A 15713-nucleotide genomic window follows, 5' to 3' on the forward strand; every position below is an offset into this window, starting at 1 on the left:
GTCAGAGCGTGATCGGCGGTAACCCCCTGGCGGGTTGCCGCCGATCCGTGTTTAGGTGCCTCCTGTGGCTTTCTTATTGACACCTGGTCCGAGGGGGGTATGACATCCATGGCCGCAGGAGGTTTCTGCAAGCTGCCGAACGGCACCGTGGTGGTGGCGCTGAACCTGCCCAGCCCCGCCGCCGGCCCCGCCGGCTCGGTGCGCTTCCTCGTGCACGCGGGCAACCGGGCGCGCGCCCTGACCAGGCTGCGCAACCTGGGCCTGCGCGCCGTCTACCTGCGGGGCAACGCGGCCCCGCCGAGCCCCGACGAGATCACCGCGGTGCTGCACCATCCCGACGGGCTCATATGGCGCACGGCACCCGGCAGCGGCGTGCTGGCCGGCACCGCGCCGGCCGTGGAGCTGTGGCATCCGATCAGGGCACTGCTCAGGAGCCCCACGGCCCCCGCCTGACCCGGCGGTCCCGCGGTCACCGCACGGCTACTGCACGACCGGCTTCCCCGAGAGCTCCACACCCGCTCCGCGCAGCTCCTCGAGCGCCCGCTCGGTGGTCTGTGCGGACACCCCGGCGGTGAGGTCGAGCAGGACCCGGGTGCGGAGGCCCTCGCGGGCGGCGTCCAGCGCGGTGGCGCGCACGCAGTGGTCGGTGGCGATGCCCACCACGTCCACCTCGTCGATCTTCCGCTCCCGCAGCCAGTCGGCCAGCACCACGCCGTTCTCGTCGGTCCCCTCGAAGCCGCTGTACGCCGCCGAGTACGCGCCCTTGTCGAAGACGGCGTCGACCGCGCCGGAGCTGACCGCGGGGGCGAAGTTCGGGTGGAAGCCGACGCCCTCCGTCCCGGCGACGCAGTGCGCGGGCCAGGAGCTGACGTAGTCGGGGTTGTCGGCGAAGTGGCCGCCGGGAGCGATGTGGTGGTCGCGGGTGGCCACCACGTGCCGGTAGCCGGCCGGGGCCGGGGCCTGCGCGATCAGCTCGGTGATGGCGGCGGCCACGTCGGCGCCACCGGTGACGGCGAGGCTGCCCCCCTCGCAGAAGTCGTTCTGCACGTCAACGACGATCAAGGCGCGGCGCATGGTCGGAATCCTTCGGCTGTGGGGTCGGGTGGGGAGCGGACCCGGCCGGTGAGGCTCCGGGCCCGTGGAATGCGGATCGGTGCGGATCGAAGACGAAAACAAACGTGGAATCAAACGTCGAATCGAACCTGGATCGAACCTGGATCGAATGTGGAGCGGTGCGGACAGGGGTGCGGCACGACGGGCCGGGGGTCCCGGCCGGGGAGCCGTGCGCGCGGAGAGTGCGGCGCGTGCGGCGGGACACGCAGTTCTAGCTACCCGAGCCTTCGTGCGCGTACTCCGTCGGAATGACGGGTTCTCCCCGGGAGAGCTGGGTCGCGGAGAGCGGCAGGTCGGCGCGGGCCGCCCGGTGCCGCTCGCGGAGCACGTCCAGCGGCTCGCGCGCGGTCGAGGTCACCTCGCCCCCCTTGACCAGTTCCACCAGCAGCTGCCGGTCGGCCAGCGCGTCGGGTACCCGCCCGGTGCCGACCACCTCGGCCTCGGCGACGCCGTACTCGTCCAGCCGCCGCGCGGCCCACTTGCGGCCGCCGACGGAGGTCTTGCCGCCGGTGGACCTCTTCGCCACCGGCACCAGCGGTGCCCCGGGGTCGGCGGACTCGGCGCGGGCGACCAGCTTGTAGACCATGGAGGCCGTCGGGTGCCCGGAGCCGGTCACCAGCTGGGTGCCGACGCCGTACGCGTCCACCGGCGCGGCGGCCAGGGAGGCGATGGCGTACTCGTCCAGGTCGGAGGTCACGAGGATCCTCGTACCGGTGGCGCCCAGCGCGTCCAGCTGCTGCCGCACCCGGTGCGCCACCAGCAGCAGGTCACCGGAGTCGATCCGTACGGCGCCCAGCTCCGGCCCGGCGACCTCGACGGCCGCGCGGACCGCCTCGGCCACGTCGTAGGTGTCCACCAGCAGCGTCGTACCGCCGCCGAGGGAGTCGACCTGCGCCCGGAAGGCGTCCCGCTCGCTGTCGTGCACCAGGGTGAAGGCGTGCGCGGAGGTGCCCACGGTCGGGATGTTGTAGCGGAAGCCGGCCGCCAGGTCCGAGGTGGAGGTGAAGCCCCCGAGGTACGCGGCCCGGGCGGCGGCCACCGCGGCCAGCTCGTGGGTGCGCCGGGCGCCCATCTCGATCAGCGGCCGGTCCCCGGCGGCGGACGACATCCGGGAGGCCGCCGCGGCGATCGCCGAGTCGTGGTTGAGGATCGACAGGATCACGGTCTCCAGCAGCACGCACTCCGCGAAGCTGCCTTCCACCCGCATGATCGGTGAGCCCGGGAAGTACACCTCGCCCTCCGGGTAGCCCCAGATGTCGCCGGAGAAGCGGTAGTCGGCCAGCCAGTCGAGGGTCCGCCCGTCGACGACGTTCTTCTCGCGCAGGAAGTCGAGGACGGCCCCGTCGAAACGGAAGTTCTCCACCGCGTCCAGGACCCGCCCGGTGCCGGCCACCACGCCGTAGCGGCGGCCGTCCGGCAGGCGCCGGGTGAAGACCTCGAACACGCTGCGCCGGTCGGCGGTGCCCCCGTTCAGGGCGGCCTGCAGCATCGTCAGCTCGTAGTGGTCGGTGAAGAGCGCCGTGGACGGAACAGTCACCGGCAGCCCAAGGTCCGCTGTGTTCATACGACGAATGCTACCCCCATTTCGTCACTCTGACGATTTCTATGCGTGTCACGGACCGGCCGAGTCCGGCCCGGGGTCGCCCCCGGGTGTGATCCCGGAGGGAATTCCGGGCGAAACCCGGACGTACAGCGGCCCGCGCGGGCCGGTTTGTGCTCTTGACGCCTTCCGGTGGCAGCATGGGCACTGTGACGTCACCCGCACCCCTGGAGATCGAACGCACCGAGTCGGCGGAAGATGCCTTCGCCGTACCCGAGCCCGACGTCCCCTGGATCACCATCGTCCACAACGACCCGGTCAACCTCATGAGCTATGTGACGTACGTCTTCCAGACGTACTTCGGCTACTCCAAGGACAAGGCCACCAAGCTCATGCTCGACGTCCACCACAAGGGCCGGGCGGTCGTCTCCAGCGGCACGCGCGAGGAAATGGAACGCGACGTCCAGGCCATGCACGGCTACGGCCTGTGGGCCACCCTCCAGCAGGACCGGAAGTGACCCCGCCGGACAAGACCCGCCCCCGCCCGCGTGACCGGAAGTAGCGAATCGCCTCCATGTCAGGACACTTCGAACCGCTCCCCGACGGCGGCGCGGCCGTCGCCCTCGACGACGTCGAGATCTCCATCATCCGCTCCCTGGCCGTGCAGCTCATGGAGCTCATCGGCCCCGGCCCGGCCGAGGAGGCCCCCGGCGACCCGCTCGCCGAACTCTTCGCCGAGGGCCCGAGCGAGCCGCCCACCGACCCGGTGCTGCGCCGGCTCTTCCCGGACGCCTACGGCGACCCCGAGGAACCCGCCTCCCCCAGGGACACCGAGGAGCAGCGGGCGCACTCCGCGGAGTTCCGCCGCTTCACCGAGAACGACCTGCGGGCCGGCAAGCGCGACAACGCCCTCGCGGTGATCCGCTCCCTGGACGGGCTCACCACGGCCGGTGAGGGCGAGGCGGTGCTGAAGCTCTCGGCCGGGGAGTCCCGGCAGTGGCTCGGCGCACTGAACGACCTGCGCCTGGCGATCGGCTCCCGGCTGGAGATCGACGACGAGAACGACACCGACCTCCTCTTCCGCCTCCCGGACGAGGACCCGCGCAAGCCCATGGTGATGGCGTACCTGTGGCTCGGCGGCCTCCAGGAAACCCTCGTCGCGACCCTCATGCCGTAGGGCGCACCGCGGATGCGGCAGGGCGCACCACGCCCGCCGCGGGGCCGCACCACGCCCGCCGCGATACGGCGCCACACTTTCGGCGGAGCGGCGCCCCTCATGCCGCACAACTGGTCGGTATGTTCGGAAAAGTCCGCTGACGCGTTCGCTCGGAGAACACTCGAGCCCGCATGGCGGTCCTGTCAAGACCTCCGCCTCCCCTGCGCTTCCCCGGCGACGTTCGCCCGTTTCCTCCTGTGGCGTGCGTCACAAATCGCTGCTGATCAGTGGTGCGGCCGTGGTAAATCTGCACGACCGCCCGGCGAACACCATCTGTACGTCCGCCGGGTGCGCCACCGAGTCGGCAACCGCCGGCCAGGCACGAGCGGACCCGCTCAGCTCCATCAGTCCCGGGGGGGACCGAGACCCGGTCCGGGGCCCACCAGCGGCCCGGACCGGAATGGAGAAAGGCGCACGCACATGGCCTCACCGCAGGTCGACACGGAGTCCGTATCCGGCGAGGGGTACGAACGCGGACTCAACAGCCGTCAAGTCCAGATGATCGCGATCGGCGGCGCGATCGGCGTCGGTCTCTTCCTGGGCGCCGGGGCGAACATCGCCAAGGCCGGACCCAGCCTGATCGTCATGTACGGCCTCGCCGGCGTGATCATCTTCTTCATCATGCGGGCGCTCGGCGAGCTCCTGCTCTACCGCCCCGTCTCGGGCTCCTTCGCCGAGTACTCGCGGGAGTTCCTCGGCCCGTTCTTCGGCTACTTCACCGGCTGGACGTACTGGCTGATGTGGATCGTCACCGGCATGGCCGAACTCACGGCCGCCGCGATCTACGTCCACTACTGGTTCCCGCAGATCCCGCAGTGGGTCACCGCTCTGGTCTTCCTGATCGTCCTCTTCGGGGCCAACCTCATCTCGGTGAAGCTGTTCGGCGAGATCGAGTTCTGGTTCTCGATGGTCAAGGTCACCGCCATCATCGGCATGATCGTGATCGGGCTCGGCGTCCTCACCTTCGGCTTCAGCGCCGCCGGGGACACCGCCGCCGTGTCGAACCTCTGGGCCTTCGACGGCTTCTTCCCCAAGGGGATCGGCTCGTCCCTGATGACCCTCCAGGGCGTCATGTTCGCCTACCTCGCCGTCGAACTCGTCGGCGTCACCGCCGGCGAGTCCGAGAACCCGGAGAAGACCCTTCCCAAGGCGATCAACACGCTGCCCCTGCGCATCGCCCTGTTCTACGTCGGCGCCCTCACCGTCATCCTGTGCGTGGTCGAATGGACCGAGTTCGCGCCGGACGTGAGCCCCTTCGTGGCGGCCTTCGCCAAGATCGGCATCCCGGCCGGCGCCGGCATCGTCAACTTCGTCGTGCTGACCGCCGCCCTCTCCTCCTGCAACTCCGGCATGTACTCCACGGGCCGCATGCTGCGCACCCTCGCGGACAACGGCGAGGCCCCGCGGATCTACCAGCGGCTGTCCTCCACCAAGACCCCCGCGCTCGGCATCGCCACCTCGGTGGTGTTCATGGGGATCGGCGTGGTCCTGAACTACGTCGTCCCGGAGAAGGCCTTCGGCTACGTCACCTCCATCGCCACCGGGGCCGCCATCTGGACCTGGCTGATGATCCTGATCAGCCACGTCCTCTACCGCCGCCAGGTGGTCGCGGGCCGCCTGCCCGCCTCCTCCTTCCCGGCGCCCGGCGGCTCGGTGTGCTCCTACGTCGCCATCGCGTTCCTGCTCTTCGTCACCGTCCTCATCGGGATCGACGAGGACGCCAGAATCTCCCTCTACGTGATGGCGGGCTGGTCGCTCGCCCTGGGGATCGGCTGGGCGGTCCTCAAGAACCGCAACCCGGGGGGCACCGAACGCCGCCGGCCGGAGTTCCAGAAGATCGGCGGCTAGGGCCTGCCCGGCACCCCGCACCCCGCGCCCGCGCTCTCCGCGTCCGGCATCCGGGCCGTCCCGTACCACCCCTCGGTACGGGACGGCCCTCTGCTTATCCTGAGCCACATGCTGACCATCACCCAGACCCTGTACGACCAGATCGTCGCCCACGCGCACAAGGACCACCCCGACGAGGCGTGCGGTGTGGTGGCGGGCCCCGTGGGCTCCGGCCGCCCCGAGCGCTTCATCCCCATGCTGAACGCGGCCCGCTCGCCCACGTTCTACGAGTTCGACTCGCAGGACCTGCTCAAGCTGTACCGCGAGATGGACGACAACGACGAGGAACCGGTGATCGTCTACCACTCGCACACCGCGACCGAGGCCCACCCCTCCCGCACCGACGTCGACCTGGCCGGCGAGCCCGGCGCCCACTACGTCCTGATCTCCACCGCCGACCTCGACGGCCTCGGCGAGTTCCAGTTTCGCTCGTTCCGCATCGTGGACGGCGAAGTCACGGAGGAAGAGGTCAAGGTCGTCGAGGCGTACTGACGCACCGATCTGCGCGTTCCCGCATCCCGGTCGTCAGTCATCCGCAGTGTGAGACGGCATTCGGTTCCCGTCATCGGGAATCGATACGATGAGCTCATGGTTCTCCATGACGTGAGCGACAAGACGCCGGGCAAGCTGCTCGTGGCGCGGCTGCACGTCGACCTGTGCAGACTCGCCAGTGCCATCTGTTGACACCGAGCTTCCCGCCGTACGGCCCGTGAGCCCCGGCGGTCCCACCGCGTAAGCACGCCCGCGCACCTCCCGCGCCGCCGCGCGCCCACCGACCAGACGACAAACCGACAGGAGCCCCCTGCCATGGCCATCGAGGTCCGTATCCCGACCATCCTCCGCCAGTACACCGACGGTCAGAAGGCGGTGGAGGGCACCGGGGAGACCCTCACCGACCTCTTCGCCGACCTCGAGACCCGGCACCCGGGCATCAGGGCCCGCCTCGTCGACGACAGCAAGGGCGACCAGCTGCGCCGCTTCGTCAACGTGTACCTCAACGACGAGGACGTCCGCTTCCTGGACGGCATCAACACCAAGCTGGCCGACGGCGACAACGTCACGATCCTGCCGGCCGTGGCCGGCGGCACGGCCTGATCCCGGATGCGCTACGACTCGCCGCTGGCCGCGGTGGGCAACACCCCTCTGGTGGGCCTGCCGCGGCTGTCGCCGTCCCCCGACGTCCGCATCTGGGCGAAGCTCGAGGACCGCAACCCGACCGGCTCGATCAAGGACCGCCCGGCCCTGTTCATGATCGAGCAGGCGGAGAAGGACGGCCGGCTCACCCCGGGCTGCACCATCCTGGAGCCGACGTCCGGCAACACCGGCATCTCCCTGGCGATGGCCGCCAAGCTCAAGGGCTACCGCATGGTGTGCGTGATGCCCGAGAACACCTCCCAGGAGCGCCGGGAACTCCTCGCCATGTGGGGCGCGGAGATCATCTCCTCCCCGGCCGCGGGCGGCTCCAACACCGCCGTACGGGTGGCCAAGGAGATCTCCGCCGAACACCCGGACTGGGTGATGCTCTACCAGTACGGCAACCCCGACAACGCCGGCGCCCACTACGCGACGACCGGCCCGGAGATCCTCGCCGACCTCCCCTCGATCACCCACTTCGTGGCCGGCCTCGGCACCACCGGCACCCTCATGGGCGTCGGCCGCTACCTGCGCGAGCACAAGCCGGACGTGAAGATCGTCGCCGCGGAACCACGCTACGACGACCTGGTCTACGGACTGCGCAACCTCGACGAGGGCTTCGTCCCCGAGCTGTACGACGCCTCCGTCCTCACCACCCGCTTCTCGGTCGGCTCCGCCGACGCGGTCACCCGCACCCGTGAACTCCTCCAGCAGGAAGGCATCTTCGCCGGTGTCTCCACCGGCGCCGCCCTGCACGCCGCGATCGGCGTCGCGAACAAGGCGCTCAAGGCGGGGGAGTCCGCCGACGTCGCCTTCGTCGTCGCCGACGGCGGCTGGAAGTACCTGTCGACCGGTGTCTACACCGCCGCCACGACGGAGGAAGCCATCGACACGCTCCATGGCCAACTCTGGGCGTGAACCCCACGAGGGCAGTACGAAGGGGCCGGAGTTCCACTCCGGCCCCTTCGGTGTCTCCGGGGGCCCGGGGGCTTCGGCGCTCGTTGCGTCCCGCCCGCCACGAGGTCACCGGGCCAGATGCCGCACCCGCTCCCACAGCGCCCGGTCGACGACCCCCACCCGGCGCCGGAACCCCCGCACCGGCACCTCGCGCACCTCGTCCGTCTCCAGGAAGCTCGCCCGCCCCCGGGCGTCACCCACGGCCCCCACGGGCAGCGGGATCACCCTGCCGCGCCCCTCCCGGAAGCGCGTCGTGATCTTCGCGACGGTCGCCCGCTCCCCGCGCACCGCCAGCACCAGACACGGCCGGTCCTTCGACGCCCCGGACCCCGCGGCCGGTCCGTCCTCGTAGGGCGCGTCGGCCCACCAGATCTCCGCGGGCCGCGGACCGCCGCCCGTGTCCGCGTCCGCCGTCGCGGACCGCGTCCGGCGTGCACCGGCCCGGCGTCCGGAGCGGGGCCGGCGCCCCCGGCCCCAGCCGTCGACGAGCGTGGCGACCAGTGCGAGCAGTACCACCGCGACGAGTGCGAGCCACCACGACGTGTCCATGACCCGACGGTACCGGGCACCCGACGGCACCGGCGTGAGCCGCGAGCGTGCGCCCTCTCACACCCTCGTGCGCCCCGCGGCCATCCGAACCGGTGACAGCACAGGTGAGTTCCCCCACAACCGTCCCTGGCGGAGGAGCGGCCAAAGGTTTTGCGTCTTACGCTCGACGCACCGCACGACCCCCGTTTTCATTACCCCGCCAGCGGAGGTTTCTGCTTCATGAAGCTCACCGTCGTCGGCTGCTCGGGGTCGTTCCCGTCCACGGAATCGGCCTGCTCGAGCTACCTCGTCGAGGCCGACGGCTTCCGGCTGCTTCTCGACATGGGCAACGGTGCCCTGGGCGAGCTGCAGCGCCACTGCGGTCTCTACGACCTGGACGCGATCTTCCTCAGCCATCTGCACGCCGACCACTGCATCGACATGTGCGCGTACTTCGTGGCGCGCTACTACCGGTACGGAGGCCCCTGCGACCCGATCCCGGTCTTCGGACCCGAGGGCACGGAGCACCGGCTGACCACCGCCTACGCCGACACCCCCTCGGCCTCCTCCATGAGCGAGGTCTTCGACTTCCACACGGTCAAGCCCTCCACCTTCGAGATCGGCCCGTTCGTCGTGCACACCGAACGCGTCGCGCACCCGGTGGAGGCGTACGCCATCCGTCTCGAGCACGGAGGGAAGTCGCTGACGTACTCCGGCGACACGGGAGTGTGCCGGGCGCTCGACGAACTCGCCCACGACACCGACCTGTTCCTGTGCGAGGCCGCCTTCACCCACGGCAAGGAGGACATTCCCGACCTGCACCTCAACGGCCGCGAGGCGGGTGAGTCGGCGGCCCGTGCCCGCGCCCGCCGGCTGGTCCTCACCCACATCGCCCCGTGGACCGACCCCCAGGTCAACCTCGCCGACGCCCGTGCCGTCTACGACGGCCCGGTGGAACTGGCGGCACCCGGCGCGACGTACGTGCTCTGAGCTCCCGCACGTCCGAGCCCCCGCACGACCGAGGCCCCGGAGCCGTCTTCCCTGACGGCTCGGGGCCTCGGTCGTGCGGTCGTACGGGGACGACGGGGACGACGGGGACCACTCACGCCTTCGTGGTGTCCTCGACCTCCTCCTCGGGCTCACGGCCCGGGGTCGGCAGGTTGAACTTGACGATCGCGAAGCGGAACACCGTGTAGTAGATCGCCGCGAAGACCAGACCGATCGGGATGATCAGCCATGGCTTGGTCGCCAGGTTCCAGTTGAGCGCGTAATCGATGAAGCCGGCGGAGAAGTTGAAGCCCGCGTGGACGCCCAGGCCCCAGGTGACGGCCATGGAGATGGCGGTCAGTACCGCGTGGATCGCGTAGAGCAGCGGGGCGATGAACATGAACGAGAACTCGATCGGCTCGGTCACACCGGTCACGAAGGAGGTCAGGGCAAGGGAGACCATCATGCCCAGCACGGCCTTGCGGCGCTCGGGACGCGCGGTGTGCGCGATGGCGAGGGCGGCGGCCGGCAGGCCGAACATCATGATCGGGAAGAAGCCGGACATGAACATGCCGGCGGTCGGGTCGCCGTCCAGGAAACGGCTGTAGTCGCCCTGGACCGTGTCGCCGGCGGCGTTGGTGAACTCGCCGAGCTGGAACCACGCCACCGTGTTCACGAACTGGTGCATGCCGATGGGGATGAGCGCCCGGTTGATCAGGCCGAAGAGGGCGGCGCCGAACGAGCCCAGTTCGGTCATCCACTCGCCGAATTCGCCGATGGCCTCACCGATCGGTTCCCAGACCAGTCCGAAGAAGACGCCGACGACGACGCCGACGAAGGCCATGATGATCGGGACGAGACGCCGGCCGTTGAAGAAGCCGAGCCAGTCCACCAACTTCTTGCGGTGGTACCGCTGCCACAGGACCGCCGAGAGCAAACCCATGATGATGCCACCGAGGACACCGGGGTTGTTGTAGGTCGCGGCTATGTCCGCGCCGTCCTGGATCTTGGCCTCGGTGACCGGGAACGACTCGAGAACCTTGCTGTAGACCAGGAAGCCCACCAGGGCGGCGAGGGCCGTCGAGCCGTCGGCCTTCTTGGCGAAGCCGATGGCGACGCCGATGCAGAAGAGCATCGGGAGGCTGCCGGTGATGGCGCCGCCCGCGTTGGCGAACACCGAGGCGACCTTGTCCCAGCCGAGGCCGTCCTTGCCGAAAACGTCGTCCTGGCCGAGCCGGACCATCAGGCCCGCCGCCGGCAGCACGGCGATCGGGAGCTGGAGACTGCGGCCGACCTTCTGCAGGCCCTGGAACAGGCCGGATCCCCGCTTCTTTGCGGGAGCCGCCGATGCGGTGGCGGTGCTCATACTTCCTCCATCGGTGGTGGTCTATACCACCCAGTGGTGTAGACCTGTTGTAGCACGATGAAGGCCCTATGAGGAACCCATGGATTCCGCAACCGGAGCACTACGCACAGTGCCCGCCCCGCGGCCCGCGGCACCGTTCCCGAGGGGCACCGAAAGGCCCCCGGAGCCATGCTCCGAGGGCCTGAACGACCGGCTCCACTTTAAAGGGGGCCGCCGCCGACAACACCCTGATCGGCGACTGCGGGCTGCGGCCCGTCTTCTGTGGGCCCTGGAGGGAGCGGTGTCGGCGTTCGCGCAGGGAGTCGACCGGAGGTTCGGCACCGACGGGACTCCGCGTGCGCGTCGGCCCCCTCCGGCGGGAGTGCCCGGGAGTGCCGGGAGGCGTCCGCGGCGGGGTTTGGCGACGGCACTCCCGGTGGTGTAGACCAGCCGAGGGCGGTTCCGCTGTCGTGACGCCATCCTTCGGCACAGGCGGCACGACCGCTCGCAAAGATGTGTCAACTGTGGGTTACTGCGACAAAGCGGTTCGGATCAGGGAGAGCGAACATGGCCACCAAGGCTGAGAAGATCGTTGCCGGGCTCGGCGGCATCGACAACATCGAAGAGATCGAGGGCTGCATCACCCGCCTCCGCACCGAAGTCACCGACCCCACCAAGGTCGACGACGCCGCACTGAAGTCCGCCGGCGCCCACGGCGTTGTCAAGATGGGCACCGCCATCCAGGTCGTCATCGGCACCGACGCCGACCCGATCGCGGCCGAGATCGAAGACATGATGTGACACCCGGCGAACCGGGCGAACCCGGCAACCGGGCAACCCCCGGCCCCCGAGGGCCCCTTCCGGACGACGGCGAGCCCGCCACCCCGGAAGGGGCCCTTCCCACATGCGACTAGGCTCGACGCCATGTCTCGAATCGACGGCCGCACCCCCGATCAACTCCGCCCGGTCACCATCGAACGCGGCTGGAGCAAGCACGCCGAAGGCTCCGTCCTCGTCTCCTTCGGCGACACCAAGGTCCTCTGCACCGCCTCCGTCACCGAAGGCGTCCCCCGCTGGCGCAAGGGCAGCGGCGAGGGCTGGGTCACCGCCGAGTACTCGATGCTCCCCCGCGCCACCAACACCCGCGGCGACCGCGAATCCGTCCGCGGCCGCATCGGCGGCCGCACCCACGAGATCAGCCGCCTCATCGGCCGCTCCCTGCGCGCCGTCATCGACTACAAACAACTCGGCGAGAACACCATCGTCCTGGACTGCGACGTCCTCCAGGCCGACGGCGGCACCCGCACCGCCGCCATCACCGGCGCCTACGTCGCCCTCGCCGACGCCATCAACTGGTCCAGGAACAACAAGCTCATCCGCGCCAGCCGCCAGCCCCTCACCGGCACCGTCAGCGCCGTCTCCGTCGGCATCGTCGACGGCGTCCCGCTCCTCGACCTCTGCTACGAGGAAGACGTACGCGCCGACACCGACATGAACGTCATCTGCACCGGCGACGGCCGCTTCGTCGAGGTCCAGGGCACCGCCGAGGCAGCCCCCTTCGACCGCACCGAACTCAACACCCTCCTCGACCTCGCTGTCGCCGGCTGCGCAGACCTGACCACCGTCCAGCAGACCGCGCTCGACAGCGTCCTCGAAAGGTAAAAGACGCACCAAGGGACGTGGCCGGCGCGGGCAACCGCGCCGGCCACCCCCGCGTCTGAAGGAGTACGGACGCACGACCGAACCCGGGCGCCCGGCAAGCGACAAGGGCCGCCCGGCCCGACAAGGAGGAACCGTTCCATGGCCGCGAGCCGCCGACGCCGCACCACAGCCGTCGCCGCCACACTGGCGGCCGTCGCACTGACCGCCGGACTCACCACCGGCTGCAGCGCCGTCGACAAGGCACTCGACTGCGTCCGGACCGCCGACGCCATCGCCGACAGCGTCACCGAACTCCAACAGGCCGTGGAGAACGCCTCCGACGACGTCACCCAGCTCGAGGAGTCCCTCGACTCCATCGAGCAAAACCTCGGCGAGATAAGCGACAAGACCGACAACGCCGACGTCGGCAAGGCCGTCGACGACCTCGAACAGGCCACCGCCAACGTCCGCACCTCCATCAAGGACGGCGACAAGACCCCCGACATCAGCCCCGTCACCGACGCGGCCGGCGAACTGACGAAGGTCTGCACGCCGTAGCACGAGGGGGCGAGCAGCCGGTGTCATGGGGCCCGGAATACTGGGCCCCATGACGCGCCTGATCCTCGCCACCCGCAACGCCGGAAAGATCACCGAACTCCGGTCGATCCTCGCCGACGCCGGACTGCCCCACGAACTCGTCGGCGCCGACGCCTACCCCGACATCCCCGACGTCAAGGAAACCGGCACCACCTTCGCCGAGAACGCCCTCCTCAAGGCCCACGCCCTCGCCCAGGCCACCGGCCACCCCGCCGTCGCCGACGACTCCGGCCTCTGCGTCGACGTCCTCAACGGCGCCCCCGGCATCTTCTCCGCCCGCTGGGCCGGCCGGCACGGCGACGACCGGGCCAACCTCGACCTGCTCCTCGCCCAGCTCTCCGACATCCCCGACGACCACCGCGGCGCCCACTTCGCCTGCGCCGCCGCCCTCGCCCTCCCCGACGGCACCGAACGCGTCGTCGAGGGTCAACTCCGCGGCACCCTCCGCCACACCCCCGCCGGCACGGGCGGCTTCGGCTACGACCCGATCCTCCAGCCCGACGGCGAAACCCGCACCTGCGCGGAGCTCTCCGCAGCGGAGAAGAACGCCATAAGCCACCGCGGCAAGGCCTTCCGGGCACTGGTACCGGCGGTGCGGGAGCTGTTGGGCTGATTCGGGAGCGGCCCTGCACCCCTGGCGAGGTGCAGGGCCGCTCCGTCTGTACGCCCGGTCGGATTCGAACCGACAGACACGACCACCTAAAGATCGCCGCTCAGCCGTTGGCGTACGGGCGCCAGCTCCGCTCTACCTTACTGGGCGGAAGTATGCCGTCGCTGGCCACCTCGGCACCAGGTCTCGGCGATCGCACGGCAGTTCGGGCACGGCGACTGCAAGTTCGAAATGCGGAACGGCTCGTACCGGGGGGCCGGTACGAGCCGTTGTCGGGGTTCTCCGGCTCAGATCGCCAGGTCCTTGATGATCTTGGCGACGTGGCCCGTGGCCTTGACGTTGTAGAGGGCGCGTTCGACCTTGCCGTCCTCGTCGACGACGATCGTGGAGCGGATGACGCCGACGACCGTCTTGCCGTAGAGCTTCTTCTCGCCGTAGGCGCCGTACGCCTCCAGGACCTGCTTGTCCGGGTCGGCGAGGAGGGTGACCTTCAGGGACTCCTTCTCGCGGAACTTGGCGAGCTTCTCCGGCTTGTCGGGCGAGACGCCGATGACGTCGTAGCCCGCGCCGGCCAGCAGTTCCAGGTTGTCGGTGAAGTCGCAGGCCTGCTTGGTGCAGCCGGGGGTGAGCGCGGCCGGGTAGAAGTAGACGATGACCTTGCGGCCCTTGTGGTCGGCCAGGGACACCTCGTTGCCGTCGGCGTCGGGCAGGGTGAAGGCGGGGGCCTCGTCCCCGGGCTGGAGGCGTTCGCTCATCGGTCTGGTCTCCTCGTACGTGCGCGCTGGGTGGATCAGGTGCCGGGATCGAGGGTAACCGGGTGCCCTGCCGGTGCGGCGCGGCGTGAAGCTGACAGACTGTCCGGCACAGGTACGGGTTTCAGTGGATTTCGGAGGCGACACGGTGGCGGACACGGCGGACACCAGGACCCCGGCGCAGATCGAGGCGGACATCAGCCGCCGTCGCGCGGTGCTGGCCGAGACCCTCGACGAGATCGGTGTGCGGGTGCACCCGAAGACGATCGTCGGGGACGCGAAGGCCAGGGTCGCCTCCAACATCGACCACACGCTCGGCAGGGCGTACGTGGGGGTCAATCGTGCGGTGAGCGATGTGAAGGCGCAGTTCGTGGACGCGGACGGTGCGCCGCGGCTGGAGCGGGTCGTGCCGGTGGCACTCCTGGCGGTGGGCGTCGTGGGGCTGCTGACCCTGGGGACGCGTCGGCGCAAGCGCTGACCCGGACCCCGACCCGACGGCGTGCGTCCGTGGTGAGGGCAGGTAGGTTTCAGGTGTGAGCGCCAAGAGAAACGAGCACGACCCCCGGCACGACAAGCTGCCCATCCGGATGCTGCACGACCGTGTACTCGTGCGGCAGGACGCGAGCGAGGGCGAGCGGCGTTCCGGGGGCGGCATCCTGATTCCCGCGACGGCGGCGGTGGGCCGCCGACTGGCGTGGGCCGAGGTCGTCGCGGTGGGGCAGAACGTGCGGACGGTGGAGCCGGGTGACCGGGTGCTGTTCGATCCGGAGGACCGTGCGGAGGTCGAGGTGCGGGGCACCGCCTATGTGCTGATGCGGGAGCGTGATCTGCACGCCGTGGCCGCGGACCGGTTCGAGGGTTCGGAGGACTCGACGGGGTTGTACCTGTAGGTCTGGGACGAGGAAGGGCTGGTGACCGTCGTCACCAGCCCTTTTCCCTGTTTTTGGTTAGAGTGGGCGGGCCTGGTGGCGAGCCTGCCGGGCCCCGACGAGACGCGCCGTACCGGGTGAAGGCAAAGACGACGCACCCCCGTTTCTTTCGTGTCCCGGAGGTGCCTGTCATGGCCTGGGTTCTGTTGGTGGTCGCCGGTCTGCTCGAGGTGGGCTGGGCGATCGGTATGAAGTACACCGAGGGTTTCACCCGTCTCGTTCCGAGTGTTCTCACCGGTGCCGGCATCGTCGCGAGCATGGTGCTGCTGTCGTACGCGGCGAAGACGCTGCCGATAGGTACGGCGTACGGCGTGTGGGTGGGGATCGGTGCGGCCGGGGCGGCGGTGCTGGGCATGGTGGTGCTGGGGGAGCCGGTGACCGCGGCCCGGATCTTCTTCGTCTCTCTCCTGGTGGTCGCCGTGGTGGGGCTGAAGGTGACCTCGGGGCACTGAGTCCGGTCGCCTGCTCCCGGGTCGT

The 15713-nt window shown here is 69.9% G+C and carries 21 protein-coding genes, 1 tRNA gene and 1 riboswitch; of the genes, 16 read left to right on the top strand and 6 right to left on the bottom strand.

From position 1 onward, the window contains the following. Positions 1-108 precede the first annotated feature (108 nt). Positions 109-453 (top strand): hypothetical protein, encoded by a 345-nt coding sequence (locus JL475_RS12290; RefSeq protein ID WP_202277616.1) that lies wholly within the window; start codon positions 109-111, stop codon positions 451-453. Between the two features lie 27 nt (positions 454-480). On the opposite strand, the gene JL475_RS12295 is transcribed toward JL475_RS12290, so the two are convergent. Then, positions 481-1074: a nicotinamidase gene (locus tag JL475_RS12295; RefSeq protein ID WP_202277617.1), complete on the bottom strand. Its 594-nt coding sequence runs from the start codon at positions 1072-1074 to the stop codon at positions 481-483. Between the two features lie 250 nt (positions 1075-1324). Beyond that, on the bottom strand, positions 1325-2677 hold the full coding sequence (locus JL475_RS12300) for a nicotinate phosphoribosyltransferase (RefSeq protein WP_202277618.1): 1353 nt from the start codon (positions 2675-2677) through the stop codon (positions 1325-1327). Between the two features lie 176 nt (positions 2678-2853). Between JL475_RS12300 and clpS the strand changes: the two genes are divergently transcribed. The 7 genes from clpS to JL475_RS12330 all read left to right on the top strand — a co-directional run bounded on the left by clpS (position 2854) and on the right by JL475_RS12330 (position 7808). Next, positions 2854-3171 (top strand): ATP-dependent Clp protease adapter ClpS, encoded by a 318-nt coding sequence (gene clpS, locus JL475_RS12305; RefSeq protein ID WP_109378457.1) that lies wholly within the window; start codon positions 2854-2856, stop codon positions 3169-3171. 56 nt (positions 3172-3227) lie between these two features. Then, positions 3228-3830, top strand: coding sequence for a DUF2017 domain-containing protein (locus JL475_RS12310; RefSeq protein WP_202277619.1), 603 nt, complete (start codon positions 3228-3230; stop codon positions 3828-3830). 459 nt (positions 3831-4289) lie between these two features. Then, positions 4290-5717 carry an amino acid permease gene (locus tag JL475_RS12315; protein WP_202277620.1) on the top strand — a complete coding sequence of 476 codons (1428 nt, stop codon included), beginning with the start codon at positions 4290-4292 and terminating at the stop codon, positions 5715-5717. A 108-nt stretch (positions 5718-5825) separates the two neighbouring features. Then, positions 5826-6248 (top strand): Mov34/MPN/PAD-1 family protein, encoded by a 423-nt coding sequence (locus JL475_RS12320; RefSeq protein WP_202277621.1) that lies wholly within the window; start codon positions 5826-5828, stop codon positions 6246-6248. A 96-nt stretch (positions 6249-6344) separates the two neighbouring features. Further along, positions 6345-6440 carry a putative leader peptide gene (locus JL475_RS41700; RefSeq protein ID WP_323056066.1) on the top strand — a complete coding sequence of 32 codons (96 nt, stop codon included), beginning with the start codon at positions 6345-6347 and terminating at the stop codon, positions 6438-6440. 123 nt (positions 6441-6563) lie between these two features. Further along, positions 6564-6851: a MoaD/ThiS family protein gene (locus JL475_RS12325; RefSeq protein WP_202277622.1), complete on the top strand. Its 288-nt coding sequence runs from the start codon at positions 6564-6566 to the stop codon at positions 6849-6851. 6 nt (positions 6852-6857) lie between these two features. After that, positions 6858-7808, top strand: coding sequence for a PLP-dependent cysteine synthase family protein (locus tag JL475_RS12330; protein ID WP_202277623.1), 951 nt, complete (start codon positions 6858-6860; stop codon positions 7806-7808). A gap of 105 nt (positions 7809-7913) precedes the next feature. Here the strand turns inward: JL475_RS12330 and JL475_RS12335 are convergent, their stop codons facing one another. After that, on the bottom strand, positions 7914-8396 hold the full coding sequence (locus tag JL475_RS12335; RefSeq protein WP_202277624.1) for a type II toxin-antitoxin system PemK/MazF family toxin: 483 nt from the start codon (positions 8394-8396) through the stop codon (positions 7914-7916). A 219-nt stretch (positions 8397-8615) separates the two neighbouring features. On the opposite strand from JL475_RS12335, the gene JL475_RS12340 reads away from it, so the two are divergent. After that, entirely contained in the window at positions 8616-9365 is a 750-nt protein-coding gene (locus tag JL475_RS12340; protein ID WP_202277625.1) for an MBL fold metallo-hydrolase, read from the top strand. Positions 9366-9477: 112 nt separating this feature from the next. Here JL475_RS12340 and JL475_RS12345 read toward each other — a convergent pair whose 3' ends face one another. After that, positions 9478-10728 (bottom strand): PTS transporter subunit EIIC, encoded by a 1251-nt coding sequence (locus JL475_RS12345; RefSeq protein WP_202277626.1) that lies wholly within the window; start codon positions 10726-10728, stop codon positions 9478-9480. Positions 10729-11274: 546 nt separating this feature from the next. On the opposite strand from JL475_RS12345, the gene JL475_RS12350 reads away from it, so the two are divergent. The 4 genes from JL475_RS12350 (at position 11275) to rdgB (ending at position 13558) form a co-directional block, all read left to right on the top strand. After that, positions 11275-11508 (top strand): glucose PTS transporter subunit EIIB, encoded by a 234-nt coding sequence (locus JL475_RS12350; RefSeq protein WP_202277627.1) that lies wholly within the window; start codon positions 11275-11277, stop codon positions 11506-11508. A 123-nt stretch (positions 11509-11631) separates the two neighbouring features. Then, complete coding sequence (gene rph, locus JL475_RS12355; RefSeq protein WP_202277628.1) at positions 11632-12369, top strand: ribonuclease PH; 738 nt, start codon at positions 11632-11634, stop codon at positions 12367-12369. Between the two features lie 138 nt (positions 12370-12507). Then, a complete protein-coding gene (locus tag JL475_RS12360) occupies positions 12508-12906 on the top strand; it encodes a hypothetical protein (RefSeq protein WP_202277629.1) in 399 nt (132 codons plus the stop codon). Positions 12907-12955: 49 nt separating this feature from the next. Then, positions 12956-13558: an RdgB/HAM1 family non-canonical purine NTP pyrophosphatase gene (rdgB, locus tag JL475_RS12365; protein ID WP_202277630.1), complete on the top strand. Its 603-nt coding sequence runs from the start codon at positions 12956-12958 to the stop codon at positions 13556-13558. A gap of 49 nt (positions 13559-13607) precedes the next feature. On the opposite strand, the gene JL475_RS12370 is transcribed toward rdgB, so the two are convergent. Both JL475_RS12370 and bcp read right to left on the bottom strand, forming a co-directional pair. Then, positions 13608-13680: transfer RNA gene (locus JL475_RS12370), tRNA-Leu, on the bottom strand. A 162-nt stretch (positions 13681-13842) separates the two neighbouring features. Continuing rightward, a complete protein-coding gene (gene bcp, locus JL475_RS12375; RefSeq protein WP_202277631.1) occupies positions 13843-14310 on the bottom strand; it encodes a thioredoxin-dependent thiol peroxidase in 468 nt (155 codons plus the stop codon). A 145-nt stretch (positions 14311-14455) separates the two neighbouring features. On the opposite strand from bcp, the gene JL475_RS12380 reads away from it, so the two are divergent. The 3 genes from JL475_RS12380 to sugE all read left to right on the top strand — a co-directional run bounded on the left by JL475_RS12380 (position 14456) and on the right by sugE (position 15688). Beyond that, positions 14456-14785, top strand: a complete 330-nt coding sequence (locus tag JL475_RS12380) for a DUF3618 domain-containing protein (protein WP_202277632.1) — start codon at positions 14456-14458, stop codon at positions 14783-14785. 55 nt (positions 14786-14840) lie between these two features. Further along, positions 14841-15197: a co-chaperone GroES gene (locus JL475_RS12385; RefSeq protein WP_202277633.1), complete on the top strand. Its 357-nt coding sequence runs from the start codon at positions 14841-14843 to the stop codon at positions 15195-15197. 77 nt (positions 15198-15274) lie between these two features. Next, a riboswitch (guanidine-III (ykkC-III) riboswitch) is annotated at positions 15275-15335 on the top strand. Positions 15336-15367: 32 nt separating this feature from the next. Further along, on the top strand, positions 15368-15688 hold the full coding sequence (gene sugE, locus JL475_RS12390; RefSeq protein ID WP_202277634.1) for a quaternary ammonium compound efflux SMR transporter SugE: 321 nt from the start codon (positions 15368-15370) through the stop codon (positions 15686-15688). Positions 15689-15713: the final 25 nt, after the last annotated feature.

This window comes from Streptomyces sp. M2CJ-2 (assembly GCF_016757295.1).
GTDB lineage: Bacteria > Actinomycetota > Actinomycetes > Streptomycetales > Streptomycetaceae > Streptomyces.

Bases quoted from the DNA above. Each gene is read 5' to 3' on its own strand.
- JL475_RS12290 (WP_202277616.1), top strand. From the start codon at position 109: ATGGCCGCAGGAGGTTTCTGCAAGCTGCCGAACGGCACCGTGGTGGTG.
- JL475_RS12295 (WP_202277617.1), bottom strand. From the start codon at position 1,074: ATGCGCCGCGCCTTGATCGTCGTTGACGTGCAGAACGACTTCTGCGAG.
- JL475_RS12300 (WP_202277618.1), bottom strand. From the start codon at position 2,677: ATGAACACAGCGGACCTTGGGCTGCCGGTGACTGTTCCGTCCACGGCG.
- clpS (WP_109378457.1), top strand. From the start codon at position 2,854: ATGGGCACTGTGACGTCACCCGCACCCCTGGAGATCGAACGCACCGAG.
- JL475_RS12310 (WP_202277619.1), top strand. From the start codon at position 3,228: ATGTCAGGACACTTCGAACCGCTCCCCGACGGCGGCGCGGCCGTCGCC.
- JL475_RS12315 (WP_202277620.1), top strand. From the start codon at position 4,290: ATGGCCTCACCGCAGGTCGACACGGAGTCCGTATCCGGCGAGGGGTAC.
- JL475_RS12320 (WP_202277621.1), top strand. From the start codon at position 5,826: ATGCTGACCATCACCCAGACCCTGTACGACCAGATCGTCGCCCACGCG.
- JL475_RS41700 (WP_323056066.1), top strand. From the start codon at position 6,345: ATGGTTCTCCATGACGTGAGCGACAAGACGCCGGGCAAGCTGCTCGTG.
- JL475_RS12325 (WP_202277622.1), top strand. From the start codon at position 6,564: ATGGCCATCGAGGTCCGTATCCCGACCATCCTCCGCCAGTACACCGAC.
- JL475_RS12330 (WP_202277623.1), top strand. From the start codon at position 6,858: ATGCGCTACGACTCGCCGCTGGCCGCGGTGGGCAACACCCCTCTGGTG.
- JL475_RS12335 (WP_202277624.1), bottom strand. From the start codon at position 8,396: ATGGACACGTCGTGGTGGCTCGCACTCGTCGCGGTGGTACTGCTCGCA.
- JL475_RS12340 (WP_202277625.1), top strand. From the start codon at position 8,616: ATGAAGCTCACCGTCGTCGGCTGCTCGGGGTCGTTCCCGTCCACGGAA.
- JL475_RS12345 (WP_202277626.1), bottom strand. From the start codon at position 10,728: ATGAGCACCGCCACCGCATCGGCGGCTCCCGCAAAGAAGCGGGGATCC.
- JL475_RS12350 (WP_202277627.1), top strand. From the start codon at position 11,275: ATGGCCACCAAGGCTGAGAAGATCGTTGCCGGGCTCGGCGGCATCGAC.
- rph (WP_202277628.1), top strand. From the start codon at position 11,632: ATGTCTCGAATCGACGGCCGCACCCCCGATCAACTCCGCCCGGTCACC.
- JL475_RS12360 (WP_202277629.1), top strand. From the start codon at position 12,508: ATGGCCGCGAGCCGCCGACGCCGCACCACAGCCGTCGCCGCCACACTG.
- rdgB (WP_202277630.1), top strand. From the start codon at position 12,956: ATGACGCGCCTGATCCTCGCCACCCGCAACGCCGGAAAGATCACCGAA.
- bcp (WP_202277631.1), bottom strand. From the start codon at position 14,310: ATGAGCGAACGCCTCCAGCCCGGGGACGAGGCCCCCGCCTTCACCCTG.
- sugE (WP_202277634.1), top strand. From the start codon at position 15,368: ATGGCCTGGGTTCTGTTGGTGGTCGCCGGTCTGCTCGAGGTGGGCTGG.